The organism is Solwaraspora sp. WMMD937 (genome assembly GCF_029581175.1).
Lineage (GTDB): Bacteria > Actinomycetota > Actinomycetes > Mycobacteriales > Micromonosporaceae > Micromonospora_E.
In genome coordinates, this window is record NZ_CP120738.1 from 4,606,019 (window position 1) to 4,625,157 (window position 19,139).

18 protein-coding genes and 1 pseudogene are annotated in these 19,139 nt (G+C 70.7%); 15 read left to right on the forward strand and 4 right to left on the reverse strand.

All coding sequences use genetic code 11. The features are described 5' to 3' along the window. The first annotated feature begins 132 nt into the window (after window positions 1–132). Both O7621_RS20470 and O7621_RS20475 read left to right on the forward strand, forming a co-directional pair. The gene (locus O7621_RS20470) at window positions 133–543 is read left to right on the forward strand and encodes a hypothetical protein (protein WP_282230733.1); all 411 of its coding nucleotides are present in this window, start codon (window positions 133–135) and stop codon (window positions 541–543) included. Window positions 544–600: 57 nt separating this feature from the next. Further along, window positions 601–3,321 (forward strand): hsp70 family protein, encoded by a 2,721-nt coding sequence (locus O7621_RS20475; protein ID WP_282230734.1) that lies wholly within the window; start codon window positions 601–603, stop codon window positions 3,319–3,321. Between the two features lie 35 nt (window positions 3,322–3,356). Here the strand turns inward: O7621_RS20475 and O7621_RS20480 are convergent, their stop codons facing one another. Further along, entirely contained in the window at window positions 3,357–4,403 is a 1,047-nt protein-coding gene (locus O7621_RS20480; protein ID WP_282230735.1) for a S1 family peptidase, read from the reverse strand. A 182-nt stretch (window positions 4,404–4,585) separates the two neighbouring features. Here O7621_RS20480 and O7621_RS20485 point away from each other — a divergent pair, with 182 nt between their 5' ends. Beyond that, complete coding sequence (locus O7621_RS20485) at window positions 4,586–4,909, forward strand: hypothetical protein (RefSeq protein WP_282230736.1); 324 nt, start codon at window positions 4,586–4,588, stop codon at window positions 4,907–4,909. Window positions 4,910–4,971: 62 nt separating this feature from the next. After that, a complete protein-coding gene (locus tag O7621_RS20490) occupies window positions 4,972–5,952 on the forward strand; it encodes a threonine/serine dehydratase (protein WP_282230737.1) in 981 nt (326 codons plus the stop codon). 165 nt (window positions 5,953–6,117) lie between these two features. Here the strand turns inward: O7621_RS20490 and O7621_RS20495 are convergent, their stop codons facing one another. After that, window positions 6,118–7,197: a cation diffusion facilitator family transporter gene (locus O7621_RS20495; RefSeq protein ID WP_282230738.1), complete on the reverse strand. Its 1,080-nt coding sequence runs from the start codon at window positions 7,195–7,197 to the stop codon at window positions 6,118–6,120. On the opposite strand from O7621_RS20495, the gene O7621_RS20500 reads away from it, so the two are divergent. The 11 genes and pseudogenes from O7621_RS20500 (at window position 7,196) to O7621_RS20550 (ending at window position 18,276) form a co-directional block, all read left to right on the forward strand. Then, window positions 7,196–7,552: a metalloregulator ArsR/SmtB family transcription factor gene (locus tag O7621_RS20500; protein ID WP_282230739.1), complete on the forward strand. Its 357-nt coding sequence runs from the start codon at window positions 7,196–7,198 to the stop codon at window positions 7,550–7,552. The genes O7621_RS20495 and O7621_RS20500 overlap by 2 nt on opposite strands. A 75-nt stretch (window positions 7,553–7,627) precedes the next feature. After that, on the forward strand, window positions 7,628–8,242 hold the full coding sequence (locus O7621_RS20505) for a hypothetical protein (RefSeq protein WP_282230740.1): 615 nt from the start codon (window positions 7,628–7,630) through the stop codon (window positions 8,240–8,242). A 144-nt stretch (window positions 8,243–8,386) separates the two neighbouring features. Continuing rightward, a pseudogene (locus O7621_RS20510) lies at window positions 8,387–9,158 on the forward strand (transposase family protein). A 529-nt stretch (window positions 9,159–9,687) separates the two neighbouring features. Beyond that, a complete protein-coding gene (locus tag O7621_RS20515) occupies window positions 9,688–10,449 on the forward strand; it encodes a transposase family protein (protein ID WP_282230741.1) in 762 nt (253 codons plus the stop codon). Between the two features lie 59 nt (window positions 10,450–10,508). Beyond that, window positions 10,509–11,546: a hypothetical protein gene (locus tag O7621_RS20520; RefSeq protein WP_282230742.1), complete on the forward strand. Its 1,038-nt coding sequence runs from the start codon at window positions 10,509–10,511 to the stop codon at window positions 11,544–11,546. A 99-nt stretch (window positions 11,547–11,645) separates the two neighbouring features. Continuing rightward, on the forward strand, window positions 11,646–12,323 hold the full coding sequence (locus O7621_RS20525) for an adenylate cyclase (protein WP_282230743.1): 678 nt from the start codon (window positions 11,646–11,648) through the stop codon (window positions 12,321–12,323). 719 nt (window positions 12,324–13,042) lie between these two features. Beyond that, the gene (locus O7621_RS20530) at window positions 13,043–14,407 is read left to right on the forward strand and encodes an ATP-binding protein (RefSeq protein ID WP_282230744.1); all 1,365 of its coding nucleotides are present in this window, start codon (window positions 13,043–13,045) and stop codon (window positions 14,405–14,407) included. Window positions 14,408–14,468: 61 nt separating this feature from the next. After that, window positions 14,469–15,386, forward strand: coding sequence for an aminoglycoside phosphotransferase family protein (locus tag O7621_RS20535; RefSeq protein ID WP_282230745.1), 918 nt, complete (start codon window positions 14,469–14,471; stop codon window positions 15,384–15,386). A gap of 53 nt (window positions 15,387–15,439) precedes the next feature. Beyond that, on the forward strand, window positions 15,440–15,856 hold the full coding sequence (locus O7621_RS20540) for a hypothetical protein (protein WP_282230746.1): 417 nt from the start codon (window positions 15,440–15,442) through the stop codon (window positions 15,854–15,856). A gap of 174 nt (window positions 15,857–16,030) precedes the next feature. Further along, the gene (rox, locus tag O7621_RS20545; protein WP_282230747.1) at window positions 16,031–17,548 is read left to right on the forward strand and encodes a rifampin monooxygenase; all 1,518 of its coding nucleotides are present in this window, start codon (window positions 16,031–16,033) and stop codon (window positions 17,546–17,548) included. 68 nt (window positions 17,549–17,616) lie between these two features. After that, entirely contained in the window at window positions 17,617–18,276 is a 660-nt protein-coding gene (locus tag O7621_RS20550) for an NAD(P)H-dependent oxidoreductase (protein WP_282230748.1), read from the forward strand. Here the strand turns inward: O7621_RS20550 and O7621_RS20555 are convergent. Both O7621_RS20555 and O7621_RS20560 read right to left on the reverse strand, forming a co-directional pair. Further along, the gene (locus O7621_RS20555) at window positions 18,216–18,755 is read right to left on the reverse strand and encodes a hypothetical protein (protein WP_282230749.1); all 540 of its coding nucleotides are present in this window, start codon (window positions 18,753–18,755) and stop codon (window positions 18,216–18,218) included. The genes O7621_RS20550 and O7621_RS20555 overlap by 61 nt on opposite strands. Continuing rightward, window positions 18,745–19,137, reverse strand: coding sequence for a carboxymuconolactone decarboxylase family protein (locus O7621_RS20560; protein WP_282230750.1), 393 nt, complete (start codon window positions 19,135–19,137; stop codon window positions 18,745–18,747). Before O7621_RS20560 ends, O7621_RS20555 begins: the two co-directional genes overlap by 11 nt. Between the last annotated feature and the right edge of the window lie 2 nt (window positions 19,138–19,139).

Consider the following 19,139-nt stretch of genomic DNA (forward strand, 5'->3'; position numbering starts at 1 on the left):
TCACGACCGGGCAGCTTACTAGCCGTTACCGCCGGCACCGGCGACCCGGGTCGCGTTGCCGGGTCAGGCGGTGTTGCCGGGGCGACCCGGGCCGGGCAGCGATGTCGGACCACTGTGGCAGGATCTGCCGCCATGTTCCCCCGCACCTGGACCCTCACCCACATCGAACGTGTCATCCGTACCGCATGGTCCGCCGACACCTGCGATCCGGTCGACCTGGCCGACTGGCACGCCGGCAACCCGGCCCGCGGCCAGTGCGGCGTCACCGCGCTGGTGCTGCACGACCTACTCGGCGGTGAGCTGCTGGTCGGGGAGGTCAGCACCGGTGGGCGGCGGACCGGCCGGCACTGGTGGAACCGGCTCGGCGTGGTCGAGATCGACCTGACCCGCGACCAGTTCGGCCCGCACGAGCGGATCAGCGGCGGTACGGTCGTCGACCGGCCGGACGGTCCGCCGCACCGCTGCCGCGAACAGTACGAGACGCTGCGTACCCGGGTGTTGAAGCAGCTCGGTGCCGACACCTCGGTGGCGGCCGGCCGATAGCATCCCCGCCGGCGGCGTACGCACGCCGGCGCAATCCCGGGAGAGGACATCAGGACCGTGAACGGACCGGTACGGCTCGCCGTCGACCTGGGCACCACACACACCGTCGCGGTGGTCCGCCGGGGCGACGAGCCACCTCGGCCGCTGCTGTTCGACGGCACTCCGCTGCTGGCCTCCGGGGTCTGTATCGACGCCGCCGGTGGCGTCCACAGCGGACGTGACGCGCAGCGGTTGGCCGCCGGGGAGCCACACCGGTTCGAGCCGCACCCGAAACGGCGCGTCGACGACGGCTCGGTGCTGCTGGGTGACCGGGAGCTGCCGGTCGCCCAACTGCTGGCGGTGACCCTGCGCCGGGTCGCCGCCGAGGCTGCGACCGCCGGTGTGCATCCGGCCGGCGGCACCGTGCTGACCTGCCCCGCCGACTGGGGCGCCCCGCGTCGGGACCTGCTGCGCGCGGCCGCCACGGCCGCCGGGCTGGGCCCGGTGCGGCTGCTCGACGAGCCGATCGCGGCCGCCACCTACTGTGTCCGGGTGCTGGGCCGGCAGGTGCCGCCAGGTGGCACGCTGGCCGTGTTCGACTTCGGCGGCGGCACCCTCGACGTGGCGGTGGTCCGCAACGAGCCTGCGGTGGGCGGAGCCGGCGGGCTGCGGGTGCTGGCCACCGGCGGGCTTGACGACCTCGGCGGGCTCGACATCGACGAGGCGCTGGTCGCCCACCTTGGTCACCTGGTCGCGGTCCGGGACCCGCAGCTGTGGCAGCGGCTCAGCCGGCCGGTGACCGCCGCCGACCGCCGTGACCGGCTCGCTTTCTGGTCCGAGGTGCGGGCCGCGAAGGAGATGCTGTCGCGGGCCTCGGCGGCGCCGGTGACGGTGCCCGGGCGCGACGATCCGATGCATCTGACCCGGGAGGAGCTGGACCGCGTCGCCGGGCCGCTGGTCGACCGGGCGGTCGACGAGACCCGCCGGGTGCTGCAGCTGGCCGGGGTCGACCCGGCGCGGCTGGCCGCGCTGCTGCTGGTCGGTGGGGCCAGCCGGATGCCGCTGGTCGCCAGCCGGTTGCACGCCCGACTCGGGGTCGCCCCGTCGGTGCCGGAGCAGCCGGAGCTGCCGGTGGCGTTCGGTGCGCTGCACCACACGCCGTCGACGGATGTCGCGGCGCCGTCGACCGCCGCCCCGACCGGGCCGGGCCCGACCGCGCCGTACCTTGTGCAGCCAGGCCCACCGGTGCCCGGACCCACCACACCGGCGGCTGGCGACGATCTGCCGTCGCCGCCAGCACGTCGGCGGCGTCGCGGCCGGGTGGTCGCGGCGGTCGCCGGCGCCGTGGCGGTGACGCTGGCCGCCGGGATCGGCCTGGCCAACGGTTGGCTGCTCGACCAGTTCACCGGCGACGGTAGCGGGCCCCGTGACACCAACCTGTTCGGTGGCCTGCTCGGCGACCACGACGGCGGCGGGACGGGGGACACCGCGGGCGGCCTGACCGAGGTCCACCAGGTGACGTTGCCCGCCGGCACCGGCGGGTCGACGGTCACCGTCGCCGGTGACCTCGCCGTGTACGCGGCGGTCGCCGTCGGCGGCACCACCGTCACCGCGGTACCGGCCGGCGGCGGCGACCCGGCCTGGACCGCCACGGTGGACGTCGAACCGACGCAGGTGCGGCTCACCGCCGCCGGTGGGCTGCTCGTCGTCGACGCCGCAGACTCGGCGACCGACGGCGGTGCCGACATGCGGGTCGTGCTCGACGCCGCCGACGGCACGGTGCGGTGGAAACGCAGCTGGCAGGACCTTACCGACGTGGTCCGGCTGGGCACCGACGTGATCGTCGAGATCAAGGACGGCATTTTTGACAACGCGGTCGCCCGGATCGACCTGACCACTGGCGAGCAGCGGTGGCGACGCGAGGCCCCCGACGATGACCTGCTGGTCCTCGACGCGTCCCGGATCCGCGCGGCGACCCGGTGGACCGGCACGGAAGGTGTCGAGGACGCCGGGGTGCTGCCGGCCGCCGGGTACGGGCTGCGGGACAACCGGTACGCCGAGCCGGGCCGTGTCGTCGAGCTGAGTGAGGGCAACGGCCGGGGGTTCGTGCTGGACACCGGCGACGGCGACCCGATCGCCAGCGGCGACCTGCCGCTGGACCACGACGCGTGGACCGTCTACGAAGGGCTCGCGATCGGCCGGCTGTCCGACGGCGCGTCGCCGGGACGGGCTGTGCTGGCCGCGTACGACCTCGACGGTTTCACCCGCGCGTGGGAGGTGCCGCTGCCGGCCGGTGACACCATCGAACTGGTCAAACCGTGCGGGGAGCGACTGGTGTGCGCGGCGGTCGACGGCGGCACGTACCGCACGATCGCCGTCGACATCGGCACCGGCGACGAGAAGTGGAACCGCACAAGTGAGTTCGGATTCGAGGACAACTGGTACGCGGCGCCGGCCGGGCTCGTCTTCGGTGACCAGACGTTCGCCACGGTCGACGACTTCTGCCTGCTCGACGAGGACGGCGGGGAGATCACCGCCGCCGACGACACCCGGTCGGCGGCGGCGGTGGCCGACGGCTGGGTGGTGGTGCTGGGCCACCGCATCGACACGGCGTCGAGGACCGCCGTGCAGCAGGTGTCCGTGTGGGACGCGGCGACCGGTCGACGGACCGCACCGGTCGACGTCGGCACTGACCTGGTGGACAACCGGGTGACACACGCGGTGGTCAGCGGCGACACCGTCGCGGTGGTCACCGCCGACCATCAGGTGCGGGTGCTCTCCGTGACCGGGCTCGGCTGAGTGGGCGGCCGTCGGGCCGCCCACTCCGGCCACGGTCAGTAGACGTCGACCCCGTACGCCGACAGCGCCTCGGCCACCGGCTGGTGGTAGGCCCGGCACTCGGCCCGGTTGCTGCCCGAGTGCAGACCCAGTGCGGTGCTGCCGGCGAACACCGCGCCGCCGCTGTCGCCCTTGTCCGCGCACAGGCTGGTCTGGAACAGCCCGGTCACCGGACCCGCCGAGTAGTTGACGGTGACGTTGATCGCGACGACCGGGCCGGTGGTGACCCCGGTGGTACTGCCGCTCTTGCTGACCGTCTGCCCCACATACGGGTTGCCGGCGCCGGTGATGTCCCGCAGCGTCCCGTCGTACAGATTGACCGCCCCGGGCCGTTTGACGGTGGTGTCGACCCAGCGGACCAGGCCGAAGTCGTCACCGGGGAAGTTGCTGGCCACCGTGGTGCCGGCGTCGGCGACCCCATCGACCATCCACTGCGTCCGCGACTCGGTGCAGTGCCCGGCGGTGAGGAATCCCGGCCGGCCAGCGCTGTCGTACACGTTGAACCCGAGCGAGCAGCGGCCGTTGGAGTAGATGGGGTCGCCGCCGGCGGCGGTGGTCTCCACCGTGCCGGCGACGCGTTCGACGCGGACCGCGTCGCCGAAGCGGGCCGCGACCGCCTCGACCAGCGCCAGCCGGGTTCCGGTGACGGTCGCGTCGACCGAGACCACGACCTGGTTGCTGACCGGGTCGGCGTACCAGCTGGTCCCCGGCACGGCCGCGGACCGCGACAGGGCACCGGTGACCCGGGCCAGGTCGTCGGCACCACGCTCGACGGTCCGGGCCACCCCACCGGCGGCCCGGACCACCCGGGCAGCGGCTGCGTCGGTCACGGTCACGACCAGGTCACCCGTGACCTCGTCCCGGTACGCCCCGGCGGACCGGTCACCCAGCCGGGCGGCCAGCGCCAGGGCGGCCTCACCGCCGAGTTCGGGGGCGGGCCCGGCGGCAGCGGCCGCCGGGCTGGCCAGCAGACCACCGACCAGTACGGCGGTGGCGGCCAGCGCGGAGCCGATCTGTCTGATCGGCGTGGATATATCCCTCACACAGTCCTCCTGCGATCTGGTGAACGTGAGATGTCCGGTCAGGACGGCGATCATCATCGCCGCTGGCGGCGGCGCTGCACACCGTGCCATTGCCCATTTGTGGGCGACTTCCGGTCACGCGCCCGACGCTGACCGGTGCCGCCTCCCCGGGAGGTGGTGAGTGGACCTGCCACAATGGCGACATGGTGCGACCGGACCGGGACTCGTTGTTCGCCGCCGGGGCGGCCGTGGTCGTGGCCGTCGCGGTCGGACCCACCGTGTTCGCCGTCGCGCGGCAGTTGAACATCGGACAGCGGTGGACCGGACTGGTGGTCATGGGGCTGGGCACCACCTCGATCGCTGTGGTGCTGTGGGGGGCGTTGTCGACGCCGCAACGGCGTCGTCGGGAGTCGGCGGACGACGGTGGTGACATCCGGTCCCGCCTGGCCGGGCATGTCCCGTTGTTCGGCTCGACGGCGCTGTTGACCGCCGCAGTGGTGCTGAACGAGGTGGCCCGGCGCGGGTGAACGGGTCGCAGTACCGGTGGGCATACTGGTAGCGCTGCTGACCAGTGCACCCGGAGGGCATGATGATCATTGACGTCGCGCAGATCGAAGCGGCGGCGCGGCGGATCGCCGACCATGTGGTGCGGACGCCGACGCTGCCCAGCCCTGGCCTGTCCGGGCTGCTCGGCGTACCGGTGACGGCGAAGCTGGAGTTGCTGCAGCGGACCGGGTCGTTCAAGGCGCGGGGCGCGGCGGCGAAGTTGCTGACCCTCGACGACGGGCAGCGGGCGGCCGGCGTGGTGGCGGTCAGCGGCGGCAACCACGGCATCGCGGTGGCGGTGATGGCGCAGGCCCTGGACGTGAAGGCGACGGTGGTGATGCCGCGTTCCGCGCCGGAGCGGGCGGTGGAGGTCGCTTCCGCGGCCGGGGCGACGGTGCGGGTGGTCGACACCATGGCCGAGGCGTTCGACCTGACGGCGCGGTTGCGGGCCGACGGGCTGGCGATGGTGCATCCGTTCGACGACCCGGTGGTGGTCGCCGGGCAGGGCACCGTCGGCCTGGAGTTCGCCGCTGACGCGTTCGTCGACGACCGGACGGCGCCGACGGACGTGCTGGTCAGCGTGGGTGGCGGCGCGTTGATCTCCGGGGTGGCCGCCGCGCTGCGCGCCCACCGGCCCGGCGTCCGGGTCTGGGGGGTGGAGACCGACGGCGCGTCGGCGATGGCGCAGGCCTGCGGGAACGGCGGCCCGGTGCCGGTGAAACTGTCGTCGATCGTGTCGACGTTGAGCGCGCCGACGGTGTCGCAGCTGACCTACGACCACGTCACCGAACTGGTAACCGACGTGCTGGTGGTGTCGGACGCGGAGGCGGTGGGCGGCAGTCTGGACCTGGCCGAGCACGCCAAGGTGTGGGCGGAGCCGGCAGCCGGGTGTCTGCTGCCCGCCGCCCGCCGGGTGGTCGAGCGGGTCGGCCCGGACGTCCGGCTCGGCCTGGTGGTCTGCGGCGGCAACGTGACCGTCGCCGACCTGGCCGGGTGGGCCCGCCGGTTCGATCTGATGGGCTGATCCGACGGGCCGGGCACGTCACCGGCACGCCGGCACTGGTACCGGGGTCAGTACATCCGGACGTTGTACGCCGCGAGTACCTCGGTCACCGGCTGGTGAAAGGCGATGCACGCGCCGACCACTCCACCCGAGTGCAAGCCCAGGGCTGTGACCGGCTGCCACCTTCTACCGAAGCGTCGCGGCCCGGCGGCGGTGCGACAACGTGACATGGTGGTGCGCCCCGGCGTGCCCGGCCGGGTCGGTGTGCACGGTCGCCGACACCAGCCGGGGCACGGCGTGGGTGAGCTGGTGTTCGGCGTCGGCGGCCACCTCGTGCGCGGCGAGCAGGCTCAGGTCGGCGTCGACGACGAGGTCGGCTTCGGCGTGCAGCCGGTGGCCGATCCAGCGCAGCCGTACCGCTGTCACGTCGCGGACGCCGGGCACCGCGCGCAGGGTCGTTTCGGCGGTGTCGACCAGGGCCGGGTCGACGGCGTCCATCAGCCGCCGGTACACCTCGCGGGCGGCGTCGCGCAGCACGTATCCGATCGCGACGGTGATGGCGAGGCCGACCAGCGGGTCGGCCCACTGCCAGCCGGCCGCCGCGCCCCCGGCGGCGGCGACGACGGCCAGCGAGGTGAACCCGTCGGTACGGGCGTGCAGCCCGTCGGCGACCAGCGCGGCCGAGCCGATGCGCCGGCCGACCCGGATCCGGTAGCGGGCGACGAACTCGTTGCCGGCGAAGCCGACGACCCCGGCGGCGGCCACCCACGGCACGTGGCTCATCGGCGCCGGGTGGACCAGCCGGTCGACGGCGGTCCAGCCCGCGGCGATCGCCGAGCCGGCGATGACGGTCACGATGACGATGCCGGCGAGGTCCTCGGCGCGGCCGAACCCGTACGTGTAGGTGCGGGTGGCGGCGCGCCGGCCGATCAGGAACGCGATCGCCAGGGGTACGGCGGTGAGCGCGTCGGTGACGTTGTGCAGGGTGTCGCCGAGCAGCGCCACCGAGCCGCTGGCGGCGACGATGACGGCCTGGGCGGCGGCGGTGGCGGCGAGGACCGCCAGGGAGATCCACAGGGCGCGGAGTCCGTCGCGGGACGCTTCGAGGGAGTCGTCGACCTTGGCGGCGGTGTCGTGGGTGTGCGGGGTGAGCCGGTGCAGCGCCCGTCGCCACCGGGCCCGTCGCACCGGATGCCGGTGACCGTGACGGTGGTGGTCGTGACGGTGGTGGTCGTGGTCCATAACGATGGCAGAATACGTGCTCATGTACGCACGCGACAACGCTGCAGGTGCCACGGATGGGCAGCAGCAACCGACCGGCGCGCAGGTCGACACGGCGGTGACCGCGTTGAAGATGCTGGCCGACCCGACCCGGCTGCGCCTGCTGTGGCAGCTGCGCGACGGCGAACACGACGTCGGCACTCTTGCGGCGGCGGTCGGCGCCGCCCGCCCCGCCGTGTCGCAGCACCTGGCGAAACTGCTGCTCGCCGGCCTGGTCGCCAGCCGCCGCGACGGCCGCCGGGTGCTCTACCGGGCACGCGGCGGCCACGTCCGCCGCCTGGTCACCGAGGCCCTGTACGCCGCCGACCATTACCTGACCGGAGCCCCCGACCACGACTGATCCCACATTGCCGGCTGGCCCGGCCGGCTAGAACGAGTGTCGGCCGACGTCGACGGCTGACTAGCATCACCGGCCGTGGATGACAGACGGTGGCGGGATCCGCAGTGGTTGGCCTGGGTGCGGGACTGGATCGACGGCCGGCTCGCCGCGGTGCAGCTCGACCTGGCCGACGACGTCGACGACCTGCTCGCCCTCGGCGTGCCCGACCGGCGGCTGGCCACCCTGCCGCAGGCGTACGCACGGATCATCGACGCCGTCGGCGCCGAGCGACGGTTCCGCGACGCGGCACCGATGGTGGCCGACCTGTGCGCCGAGCTCGCGCAGTACGGGCTGCCGGAGCTGCTGCAGCACGACGACCTGCACGACGCGCAGGTCTTCGTCCGCGACGGCCGCCACCTCATCATGGACTGGGGCGACGCCTGCGTGTCGCACCCGTTCCTCACCCTATCGGTCACCCTCGACGGTGGGCTGGCGTGGGGGCTCGACGACGTGCGGGACTCGGTCGACACCGCGCCGTTCCGGGACGCCTACCTGGCGCCGTACGCCGAACGGTTCACCGGCGACCTGGTGGCCGCGACCCGGGTGGCGCTGCGCCTGGGCTGGGTGTGCCGCGCGGTCAACGGGCACCTGCCCGGCGACGACAAGCAGACCCTGACCCGACTGCGGATGTTCCTCGACGGCCGACCGTAGCCGCGTCAGGGACACCACAGAGCCTTCTCCAACCTGATCTTGCAGGTCAGAGCGGGCGCAGTAAGCCCGGAGAGCGATGAGGGCGAGGCTCCAGGTAAGACAGCAGTCGACCAAGATCCGATGCCCCGACCGGGAGCCTCGCCCGTGCTGTCTTACCCCTCCACGATCCCGCTGTCCAGCCGCACCCTCAACCACCTCACCGACCTCATCCGAGCCCACCGCAACCAGCATCGATCCCGATGGCGGCGCCTCGACCCCGGCCGCCAGGCACTACTCGCCCTGGCCCACCTACGCAACGGCGACACCTACACCCGGCTCGCCGCCGGGTTCGCCGTCGGCGTCGCCACCGCCTGGCGGTACGTGCAGGAAGCGATCGCCCTGCTCGCCGCGGTCGCCGAGGACCTGACCACGGCGATGCGCCGCATCCGACACCTGGCGTACACGATCCTCGACGGCACCCTGATCCCGATCGACCGAGTGGCGGACCAGAAGCCGTACTACTCCGGCAAACACCGGCGCCACGGCGTGAACGTGCAGGTCATCGCCGACGCCGCCGGCCGGCTCGTCTGGGCCTCCCGGACACTGCCGGGCTCGGCGCACGACCTCACCGCCGCCCGCGTCCACGGCATCACCCACGCGCTGACCAGCGCCCAGGTGATGACCTTCGCCGACAAGGGCTACCGGCAGCGTCCGCACCCCGTTCAAGCGCCACCGCTCCCGGCCGAAGCTGTCACGCCGACAGAAGACGATCAACCGGGCGCACGCGAAGATCCGAGCACACGGCGAACGGGCCATCGCCACGCTCAAGACCTGGAAGATCCTGACCAAGCTGCGCTGCAGCCCGCACCGCGCCACCGCGATCGTGCAGGCCATCCTCGTCCTGCACCACGTCGAAGCCAACCCCTACACAGGATGAAAACGGCTCACAGGTCGGGGTCACGAAACATTGATCTATACCTGGAGTCAAGATTCATATTGACAAACATGACTCACCGTTCAAAAATGTGGTAACGGGAAGGTCTCGTCGATGCGCCAGGCAACGCGGTGCGCACGGTCGGTTCACCAGCTACACACGCAGTCATGTCTGGCGGTGACATGACTGATCACCCCCTTTCCGGCTGGTCGCGAATCCAGCCCGCGCCAGGCGGAGCCGAAGCTTCGGGCGATCACCCCAACCTCTCGCAGAAGGAAGGAATCAGTGTGGGATCGAGCAATGTTGTCCGCACGCGACGCCGTCGCCGCGCCTTCGCGGCGGCGACCGTGACACTGTTGACAATTGGCAGCCTCCTGGCTGTCGGGCCTGCTCACGCTCAAGAGCCTGACCCTGAGGCTTATTCAGCAGGGCCCCGATAGCCCACAGTGGACCCCCCCGATAAACGAGACGGCCCGCCCTCCCATAGGATGGAGTTACCACACAACAACCAAAGAAAAGCGGACCGCCGAACATGTATCATACCACCGGCTTCACGACCGATCAGATCCGCGACCTCTGCGTGCTGGTCCGCACCGAATGCCGGAACCTGGGCATGGAACCGTGGCCACCGATCCTCGGCCTCTACCGCGCCCTCGTGGTCACGTTGACCTACATGCGGCGCAACCGCGTCCAAGCGGAGATCGCCGAGGCGCACGGTGTCTCCCAGTCGACGATCTCCCGGGCGGTCACCGGCATCACCCCGGTCCTCGACCGCGTGCTGGCGGGGTTCGCGCCGACCGCCGACGAGCTCGACCCGACCGTCCAGTACATCGTCGACGGCACTCTGTTCCCCTGCTGGTCATGGCGCACGGACCGCTGTCTGTACTCTGGCAAGCACAAGACCACGGGCATGAGCGTCCAGGTCGCCTGCACCCTCGACGGCGCGCTCGCCTGGGTCTCCGATCCTGTCACCGGCAACCACCACGACTCGTACGCGATCAACGACACCGGTGTTCTCGCCAGCCTGAACCCTGGAGACTGGATCGGCGACAAAGGATACGTCGGCAACGGCATGATCACTCCGTACAAGAAGCCCAAGGGCGGCGAGCTCACAGAGTGGCAGAAGGAATACAACAGGCAGGTCAACAAGATCCGCTGGGTCGTCGAGCAGGTCATCGCGAACCTGAAGACCTGGAGAATCCTGCACACCGACTACCGCAGACCGCTCGCGACCTTCACAGAAACGATCTCCTGTGCCATCGGGCTGCATTTCTACAGGATCGCCTGTGAATAGACCTCCCTGTCGATGTCAACCGGCGGGAGCAGGCAAGAGTAGTCACGTTGCCATCAAGAGTGGGTGTCGAGGATGCGCTCAGTATCCTGGAGAAGATCGACATCCAGGTTCTGGAGCTGCGGTTCTCCGGCAATGGCGTGGTGGGCGGCATCATCCCGATGGATGGCGTGACCGCCAAGGACCAGGCAAACTGGGCCGAGCTCGCGTTTCAGCGACGGTTCAATCGTCGCCCGGTGGTATCCGCACTGGTCGTCCGGGCGTCGACATCCTCGACCGAGATCGAGAGGTTGCAGAGCGTGATGACTGCGGCGCCACCTGCGGTCACCACCACCGCGCCGGCAGTGGTGTCGAGAAGGTTTTCGGTTGAGCGTGCACGCGACACCGTACAACCTCTCGACGGTTCCATCGATGAGCACTACCCATCAATATGGGAAGGCGACACCTACCGTACCGTCTACCCACCGGTACAGGCAGAACTTCGAGCTTATGACTACTGGTTCGTCTACGAAAGCGCCTACAGCGCGCAACCTTCGACTTTTCCGAGTGATTGGGGAATGGAACTCGGCATAACAACGTGGAACGACGATCTTCCTGGCTGGGTCGTCCGCCCGTTTTGTCCGCCCGGCTTTGGTGACTCCGATTGGGACTTCTGGTCCGGCACCTACGAGATGGGTGGCATTTGGGGGGCGAACGTCCCGGAATCCTCTGCTCCCTACGCCGACTACAACATTGCAAGTGATGGTTGCGACGAAAACGGAGTTGAGATCGGAATCGGTTTCCCGCGCCAACTGGCCCAGGACACACTGTACCTGGCGTTCGCCGAGCTGTATCCTGGCAACGAAAGCTCTTCGCGGATGGCCGCGTCCGTAAGCATGAAGAGTAACGACTGCAACAATCTTGGACTATCCCCGCATACCGATTGCATGGGACTGAACACCGATCGAGATCCTCCAGCTGGGTTCGACGGCAGCGCCCTGCTGGTCAACTCAAGCCGCAACTGGACATCGCCGGCCTGCTTCCTGATGGGAGAGGGATTCACCAATCCGATTCGCTACGCTCCGGGAGTAAGCGGCTGTCCAACCGTGGTCTACTACTGACGCCTACGCTGATAGTGCCGGCCCAGGTAGTCTGACCGTCACCGGTTCCATGGCTGCCTGGGCGCACGGGCCATTGTCGGTCTCAGGGAGATGATCAGGATGTCGCAGCAGAGTCCTCGGCGCCGATTCGGCGGGGAACAGCTGTTCATCTGGTACCTCGCGACCGCAGCCGCCGCTGCGGTGGTCGGCGTGGTCGCCGGCGGAGTCGGCCTGCTGGTCCTGTCCGCCTTGCGAATCGGGTGTCGTCCCACCGGTGGGGACGTACTGCCCGGCGGCGAGCTGCAGTGCCCCGACGGCACCGGCAAGGTCCTCCCGGCGTTGGTGTTCGCGGGTCTCGGCTGCGTCGTCGTCCTGGCGGTGGCGGCGGAGCTGCTCAGCCGGCGGGGCGACGCCTCCACGGTTGCCCGCGTGGCCCGGCACGGCTTGTGGCTGGCCGCCTGGGTGGTGGCGCTGCCCGGCCTGGCGTGGGTCAGCGTGGTGTCCACCTCGGCGGCGACGCGACAGGCCTTCTGGGGTGTCGTGGTGGGCGTCTGCGCGGCGATCGCCTTCGTCGCGATTCCGCTGGTCACGTCCTACGTCCGTCCGGCGTACGCGACAGTGGTGCTGGCGGCGTGTCTGGCGGTGCCGGCCACCGCCGTGCTGGTCGGCTTGTGGTTGCCGCTGGTCGTACCGCTCGCCCTGCCGGTGACCGCCATCTGGCTGGTGGCGTTGTGGCTGTCACGGGCGGCCCATCGGATCAGCGTGACATCTGCGGCGAGCCAGGTGAGCGGCCCGTAGGCCGGTCACGGGCCGGATTGCCCGCTACCCCGAGAGGGTGAGACGCAGCGAGACCGACGGGCGCAGCCAGGCATGGTGCATGGCCAGGCCAGGCCGCCGCGCGGTCGTCGCCGCTGATCTCTCTGAGCTGCGCGGACCGGTCAGCGGGGTCGTCGAGCTGCCGCACCGGCTGCACTGGCAGCCGGACCGCCGGGTCGACCTCTCGGCAATCCCGCGCTGCTGCGGTGGATGTACGAGACCGGCACCAACACCAGGTGGTACGGCTGCAGCCGGTGCGGTTCGACCGGCACCGCCAGCCGGTGATGGCGCGGATCGGTCCAGCCAGGGGACCAGATCGATGTCGAGCGGGGTGTCGGGTCGCCACGACGTTGCCGCCGTGGCGACCCGGCCGATTCGTCGTCAGTCTGCGTGGGCGCGCAGCGCGGCGATGAACCATTCCAACGCCGGCACCTGCGGTGGGGCGGCCAGCCAGCCGTTGAGGACGCCCAGCAGCTGCCAGTAACGCTCCATCAGCCCGTTCCTCGACGGCCGACCGTAGTCGCCGCTCCCGACCACGGCTGATCCCGCCTGGCATACGGAACGAGGAGTACACTTCGACAAAACGTACTCCTCGTTCTTGGAGGCCCGTCCTGATCGCGAAACCGGACCGGATCTTCGACCGTGACTTCGAGTGGCGGCAGCTCACCGCGTTCCTCTCGCGCCCAGGCCCCCATCTGGGAGTGGTCAGCGGGCGACGCCGGCAGGGCAAGACGTACCTGTTGGAGGCCTTGACCCGGCAGACCGGCGGGCTCTACTTCGGTGCCACTCAGGCGACGTCGGCCGAGTCATTACGCCTGTTCACGCAGGCGCTGAACACCTGGCTGGGTGTCGCGGCCTCCCTCCGGTTCGACAGCTGGGACGAGGCTGTCACCCACCTGTGCACCCTGTCCGACCGGCCCGGTCCGGTCGTCCTGGATGAGTTTCCCTATTTGAGCAAGGTTGAGCCGGCCCTGCCGTCGATCCTGCAGCGGGAAATCGACCGGGCCGTGTCGGATGAGCGGCCGTTGTCGCTGCTGCTCTGTGGATCCGCGATGTCGGTCACGGGTGGGCTGCTGGCCGGGTCCGCCCCGCTGCGCGGCCGGGCCAGCCTGGAACTCGTCGTCCAGCCCTTCGACAACGTGCTCACCGCCCAGTTCTGGGGGCTGAGCGACCCGAGACTCGCCGTGCTGCACCACGCCGTGGTCGGCGGCACCCCGGCGTACCGGCGCTTCGTCGGCGACGACGCGCCGCGCGACCTCGGCGACTTCGACGGCTGGCTGACCCGTACCGTGCTCAACCCGGCCACCCCGTTGTTCCGCGAGGCACGGTATCTGCTCCAGGAGGAAGCCGACGTCCGGGACACCGCGCTGTACCACTCAGTGCTGGCCGCCGTCGCCGCCGGCAACAACACCAGAGGCGGGATCGCCGGCTACATCGGCCGCAAGGCGGCAGACATCGGCCACCACCTCAACGTCCTGGAGGACAGCCACCTACTCGTGCGGGAACCGGACGTGTTCCGGTCCGGCCGGGCCGTCTACCGGATCGCGGAGCCGTTGATCACCTTCTACCAGGTGATCATGCGACCGCAGTGGGGCCTGCTGGAGAGCGGGCGGGCCGAGCTGGTGTGGCGCGACGCCCGGTCCAGGTTTGCCGCGCAGGTGATCGGTCCGCACTTCGAACGGCTGTGCCGGGCGTACGCCCTTACCTCGCCGCCGGAGCGGTTCGGCGCGCTGCCCGGTGAGGTTGGCGCGGGAGTCGTCACCGATCCGCAGCGACGACACCGGATCGAAGTGGACGTCGCCGTGTTCGCTCCGGCGGTCCCGGGGGAGCGGCGCCGTCTGCTCTCCCTGGGCGAGGTGAAGTGGGGCGAGGTGATGGGGGCACGCCACGTCGACCGGCTGCGCCGGGCCCGCGACCTGCTCGCCGGCCGTGGCTACGACACCCGCAGCACGGTGCTGACCTGCTACAGCGGGGTCGGATTCGAACCGGGCCTGACCGACCGCGGTGAACCGGTCCGCACGGTCGGGCTGGCCGACCTCTACCCGTCCCCTTCGGCCACTCAGTGACGTCCCGGCCAGCCAAAAACAAGTGTCGGCCGGCGCCGACGGCTGACTAGCATCACCGGCCGTGGACGACAGACGGTGGCGGGATCCGCAGTGGCTGGCCAGGGTGCGGGACTGGATCGACGGCCGGCTCGACGAGCTCGGGACGACCCGGACCGGCCCGGTCGTGCAACCGCACATCTACCCGTGGTCGACGGTGCTGCGCGTCCCGACCGACGCCGGTGACGTCTGGTTCAAGGCCAACGCCGAGTCGCTGCGACACGAAGCGGCCGTCGTGACACGGATCGCCGCCCGCCGCCCCGACGCGGTGCCGCCGCCGCTGGCCGCCGACCTCGACACCGGGTGGATGCTGATGGCCGACGCCGGGGAAACGCTGCGGGTGGTGAGCCAGCGCGAGCAGAGCCTGGACCGGTGGTACGCCGTCCTGCCGCTGTACGCCGCGGTGCAGCTCGACCTGGCCGACGACGTCGACGACCTGCTCGCCCTCGGCGTGCCCGACCGGCGGCTGGCCACCCTGCCGCAGGCGTACGCACGGATCATCGACGCCGTCGGCGCCGAGCGACGGTTCCGCGACGCGGCACCGATGGTGGCCGACCTGTGCGCCGAGCTCGCGCAGTACGGGCTGCCGGAGCTGCTGCAGCACGACGACCTGCACGACGCGCAGGTCTTCGTCCGCGACGGCCGCCACCTCATCATGGACTGGGGCGACGCCTGCGTGTCGCACCCGTTCCTCACCCTATCGGTCACCCTCGACGGTGGGCTGGCGTGGGGGCTCGACGACGTGCGGGACTCGGTCGACACCGCGCCGTTCCGGGACGCCTACCTGGCGCCGTACGCCGAACGGTTCACCGGCGACCTGGTGGCCGCGACCCGGGTGGCGCTGCGCCTGGGCTGGGTGTGCCGCGCGGTCAACGGGCACCTGCCCGGCGACGACAAGCAGACCCTGACCCGACTGCGGATGTTCCTCGACGGCCGACCGTAGTCGACCTCCGGCAGAGCGGCACCTGAGTGGACCGGGACTGGGGGAATACCAGGATGTCGCAGCCTCGGCTCCGGTCCGGTGTAGAGCAGTTGCCCGTCTGGTACGTCGCGACCGGTGCCGCCGCAGTACTGGTCGGCGCCGCCACCGGCGGCGTCGGACTGCTGGTGCTGTCCGCGCTGCGGATCGGGTGCCGGACGGCCGGTGGGGACGTGTCGCCCGGCGTGCAGCTGCAGTGCCCCGATGGCACCGGCAAGGTCCTTCCCGCCCTGGCATGGGTCAGCGTGGCGTTCACCGCTGCGGCGACGCGACAGACCTTCTGGGGTGTCGCGGCAGTCGTCTGCGCGGTGCTCGTCTTCGTCGCGATTCCGCTGGTCACGTCCTACGTCCGGCCAGCGTCCACGACGGTGACCGCTGTCTGGCTGGTGGCGCTGAATCTGATGAGGGTCGCCACCGGATCTCGACCTGACTGAGAACATCGTTCCTCGCCGTATTCAACGTATATCGCATCGGGGGTCTTGCGGCAAGACCCGGGTCGCGGCGCAGAATGTGCGACCGAAGCCATCAGCTGCAGAAACGCGCGGATTCACGTACGTGTGTCCGCTGATCGACGCTGCCCAGGTGGCTGATCGCAGAAATGGGGAACGATGTTCGACGTCATCATTGCCGGCGGCGGGCCGACTGGTGTGATGCTGGCCAGCGAGTTGCGGTTGCACGGCGTGTCCGTACTCGTCGTGGAGAAGGACGCGGAGCCGACCAGCCACGTCCGCGCGGGCGGCCTGCATGTGCGCAGCATCGAGATCATGGACCAGCGGGGCCTGCTGGACCGGTTCCTCGCGTACGGCCAGCGGTATCCGTTCGGCGGCTTCGCCGGCATTGACAAACCCGCGCCGGAAGGGCTGGACACCGCGCACGGGTACGTGCTCGCCATCCCGCAACCCGTCACCGACCGCCTGCTGACCGAACGCGCCGCCGAACTCGGTGCCGAGATCCGGCGCGGCTGCAAACTGGTCGGCCTACGCCAGGACGACGGTCAGGTGACCGCGGAACTCGCCGACGGGACGCGGCTGCGTTCGCGCTACCTCATCGGCTGCGACGGTGGCCGCAGCACGGTGCGCAACCTGCTGGGCGTCGCCTTTCCCGGCGAACCGACCCGGGTCGACACCCTGCTGGGCGAGATGACGGTGGCCGTAGCGCCGGAGACCGTAGCCGCCGTGGTCGCCGAGGTCCGCGCCACCGAGAAGCGGTTCGGGGCCGCGCCGCTGGGCGGCGGCGTGTACCGGCTGGTGGTGCCCGCCGCAGGAGTGGCCGCCGACCGTAGCGTCGCACCGACCATCGAGGAGTTCGCCCGGCAACTGCGGGTGACCTCCGGCACCGACTTCGGCGTACACTCACCGCGCTGGCTGTCCCGGTTCGGCGACGCCACCCGGCTGGCGCAGCGTTACCGGGTCGGCCGGGTGCTGCTGGCCGGCGACGCCGCGCACATCCATCCGCCGCTCGGCGGCCAGGGCCTCAACCTCGGCATCCAGGACGCGGTCAATCTCGGCTGGAAACTCGCGGCGGAGGTCGCCGGCTGGGCCCCCGGCGGGCTGCTCGACAGCTACCACACCGAACGGCATCCGGTGGCGGCCGCCGTGCTGGACAACACCCGGGCGCAGATGGAGCTGCTGTCCACCGAGCCGGGTCCGCAGGCGGTGCGCCGGCTACTCGCGGAGCTGATGGACATCGAGGAGGTCAGCCGCCGCCTGATCGAGAAGGTCACCGCCATCGGGATCCGCTACGACGTCGGCGGCGAGGACGGTGACGGCGGTGGCGGCTCAGCCCATGACCTGCTCGGCCGGCGGCTGCGCGACGTAGCGCTGACCGGCGGCCGCCGCCTCTACGAGCTGACACACGGCGGCCGAGGGCTGCTGCTCGACCAGACCGGCCGGCTGTCGGTCACCGGCTGGGCGGACCGGGTCGACCACGTCGTCGACGCCAGCGACGACCTGGACGTACCCGCCGTCCTGCTGCGTCCCGACGGCCATGTGGCCTGGGTCGGCGACGACCAGCAGGATCTGCTCCAGCATCTGCCGCGCTGGTTCGGCGCAGCCGACAACCGGACAGGTTCGACGGCTTCGAGCTCGCCCGGCAGGCGGACCGGTAGGTTGGGGCTGTCTCGGTGAGTGGCCACGTACGCATGGTCAGGTGGCCGGTCCACCGTGGCGCTGAGCGGACAGGGGAGGCCCCTAGGGTGAAGATCATCGCGTTGTCCTGCACACAGAAGCGTCTGCCGTCGCTGACCGACGCGTTGCTCGAGGCGGCGATCAGCGGTGTCGTCCGGGAGGTCAGCGACGCGCGGATCCAGCGGATCCGGTTGATCGACCATCGCATCGCGATGTGCGAGGGCGAGGACACCTGCCTGGACCCGGAGGTGGGTCGGTGCACACTCGACGACGACTTCGCGCAGGTCGTCGACCTGGCCGAGGGTGCGCAGGCGATGCTGCTCGCCATGCCCGTGTACGCGGGCAACGTACCGGCGGTGTTGAAGATCTTCCAGGAACGGTTGAAGAGTTTCATGAACGCCGGGCAGCGCCCGTTCGGCAACCTGCTGGTGGGGACGATCGTGCATTCGCGCACGATGCTGACCGAGCCCGCGCTGGGCTCGTTGTTCCCGTGGTACCTGCGGCTACGGAACAGGAACGTGGCGTCGGCGTGCGTGACCCAGGGCGAGCATCAGGACCTGACCCGTACCGCGGCGGTCGACCTGTGTGTGGCGGTGGGCCGGCAGCTCGGCATGACGCTCGACATGAGCCGGTCGTCGGTGGACGAGCGGACGGCGTTGCCGGTGGTTCAGTCGCCGGTCCGGCCACGCTGCGGCGACCCGGCCGCGTCGTCGTCTTCCGGCGGGTGAGCGGACTCCGCGCGCCAGGTGCAGCCGTCGCCGGCCTGCTCGCACGACACCGTGACGTCCGGTTCCACGTATCGGGCGGCGATAGCGGTGTTGAGTTCCTGGCAGTACGGGCACGGTGACGAGAAGGTCAGCACGACGCCGGCGCGGGCGGCCCGTCTGCGGTAGCGGAGGATCCCGCAGTCTGCGTTGCGCAACACGGTGCCGGACGGCTGGGGTTCACTGGTCACCGCCGAGTCGTACAGCAGCAGTTGACGTTGCAGCCGGGTCATGAAGTGGTCGGTGGCGGACACCCCGGCGGGCCGTTGCGCCCGCAGCAGGTCGGCGGTGATGCGCGAGTTGGCCTGGATCCACGCGGCCAGCCCTTCTTCGCCGTGCTCGGCCAGGATGAACTCCTCGGCGGCGGCCTGGGCCTCGAAGAACCGCTGCCGCCACAGGTCGACCTTCTCGGTCGGGTCGAGGGGGGAGGGTTCAGCGGCCATCGTCGGTGTCCCGGCCGGTGGCGGCGTCAAGTTCGGCGAAGACCTCCTGAGCGACCCGCAGCCCGTTGTTGGCGACCGGCCAGCCGCCGTAGTAGGCCAGTTGGATGATGACTTCGATGATCTTCTCCCGCGACATCCCCAGGTGCAGGGCGGCGCCGATGTGGCCGCGCAGCTCCCAGTCGGTGCGCGCCAGCGTGACCGCGCTCAACGCGACCAGTTCACGTTCCTCGACGCTCAGGTGCGGGCGGGTCCAGATCTCACCGAACAGATGGTCGACGGTGAGCTGCAGGAACTCCGGGTAGGAACCGGGGCGCGGTTCGCGGCCGAAGACCTGCTGGAACATGGCCTCACCGCGGTCACGGCGGGCAGCCGGCTGATCCATCG

Coding starts and splice junctions, on each gene's coding strand:
- O7621_RS20540 (WP_282230746.1), top strand. CDS start 15,440: ATGTCGCAGCCTCGGCTCCGGTCCGGTGTAGAGCAGTTGCCCGTCTGG.
- O7621_RS20560 (WP_282230750.1), bottom strand. CDS start 19,137: ATGGATCAGCCGGCTGCCCGCCGTGACCGCGGTGAGGCCATGTTCCAG.
- O7621_RS20495 (WP_282230738.1), bottom strand. CDS start 7,197: ATGAGCACGTATTCTGCCATCGTTATGGACCACGACCACCACCGTCAC.
- O7621_RS20555 (WP_282230749.1), bottom strand. CDS start 18,755: ATGGCCGCTGAACCCTCCCCCCTCGACCCGACCGAGAAGGTCGACCTG.
- O7621_RS20490 (WP_282230737.1), top strand. CDS start 4,972: ATGATCATTGACGTCGCGCAGATCGAAGCGGCGGCGCGGCGGATCGCC.
- O7621_RS20525 (WP_282230743.1), top strand. CDS start 11,646: ATGTCGCAGCAGAGTCCTCGGCGCCGATTCGGCGGGGAACAGCTGTTC.
- rox (WP_282230747.1), top strand. CDS start 16,031: ATGTTCGACGTCATCATTGCCGGCGGCGGGCCGACTGGTGTGATGCTG.
- O7621_RS20500 (WP_282230739.1), top strand. CDS start 7,196: ATGTACGCACGCGACAACGCTGCAGGTGCCACGGATGGGCAGCAGCAA.
- O7621_RS20470 (WP_282230733.1), top strand. CDS start 133: ATGTTCCCCCGCACCTGGACCCTCACCCACATCGAACGTGTCATCCGT.
- O7621_RS20485 (WP_282230736.1), top strand. CDS start 4,586: ATGGTGCGACCGGACCGGGACTCGTTGTTCGCCGCCGGGGCGGCCGTG.
- O7621_RS20515 (WP_282230741.1), top strand. CDS start 9,688: ATGTATCATACCACCGGCTTCACGACCGATCAGATCCGCGACCTCTGC.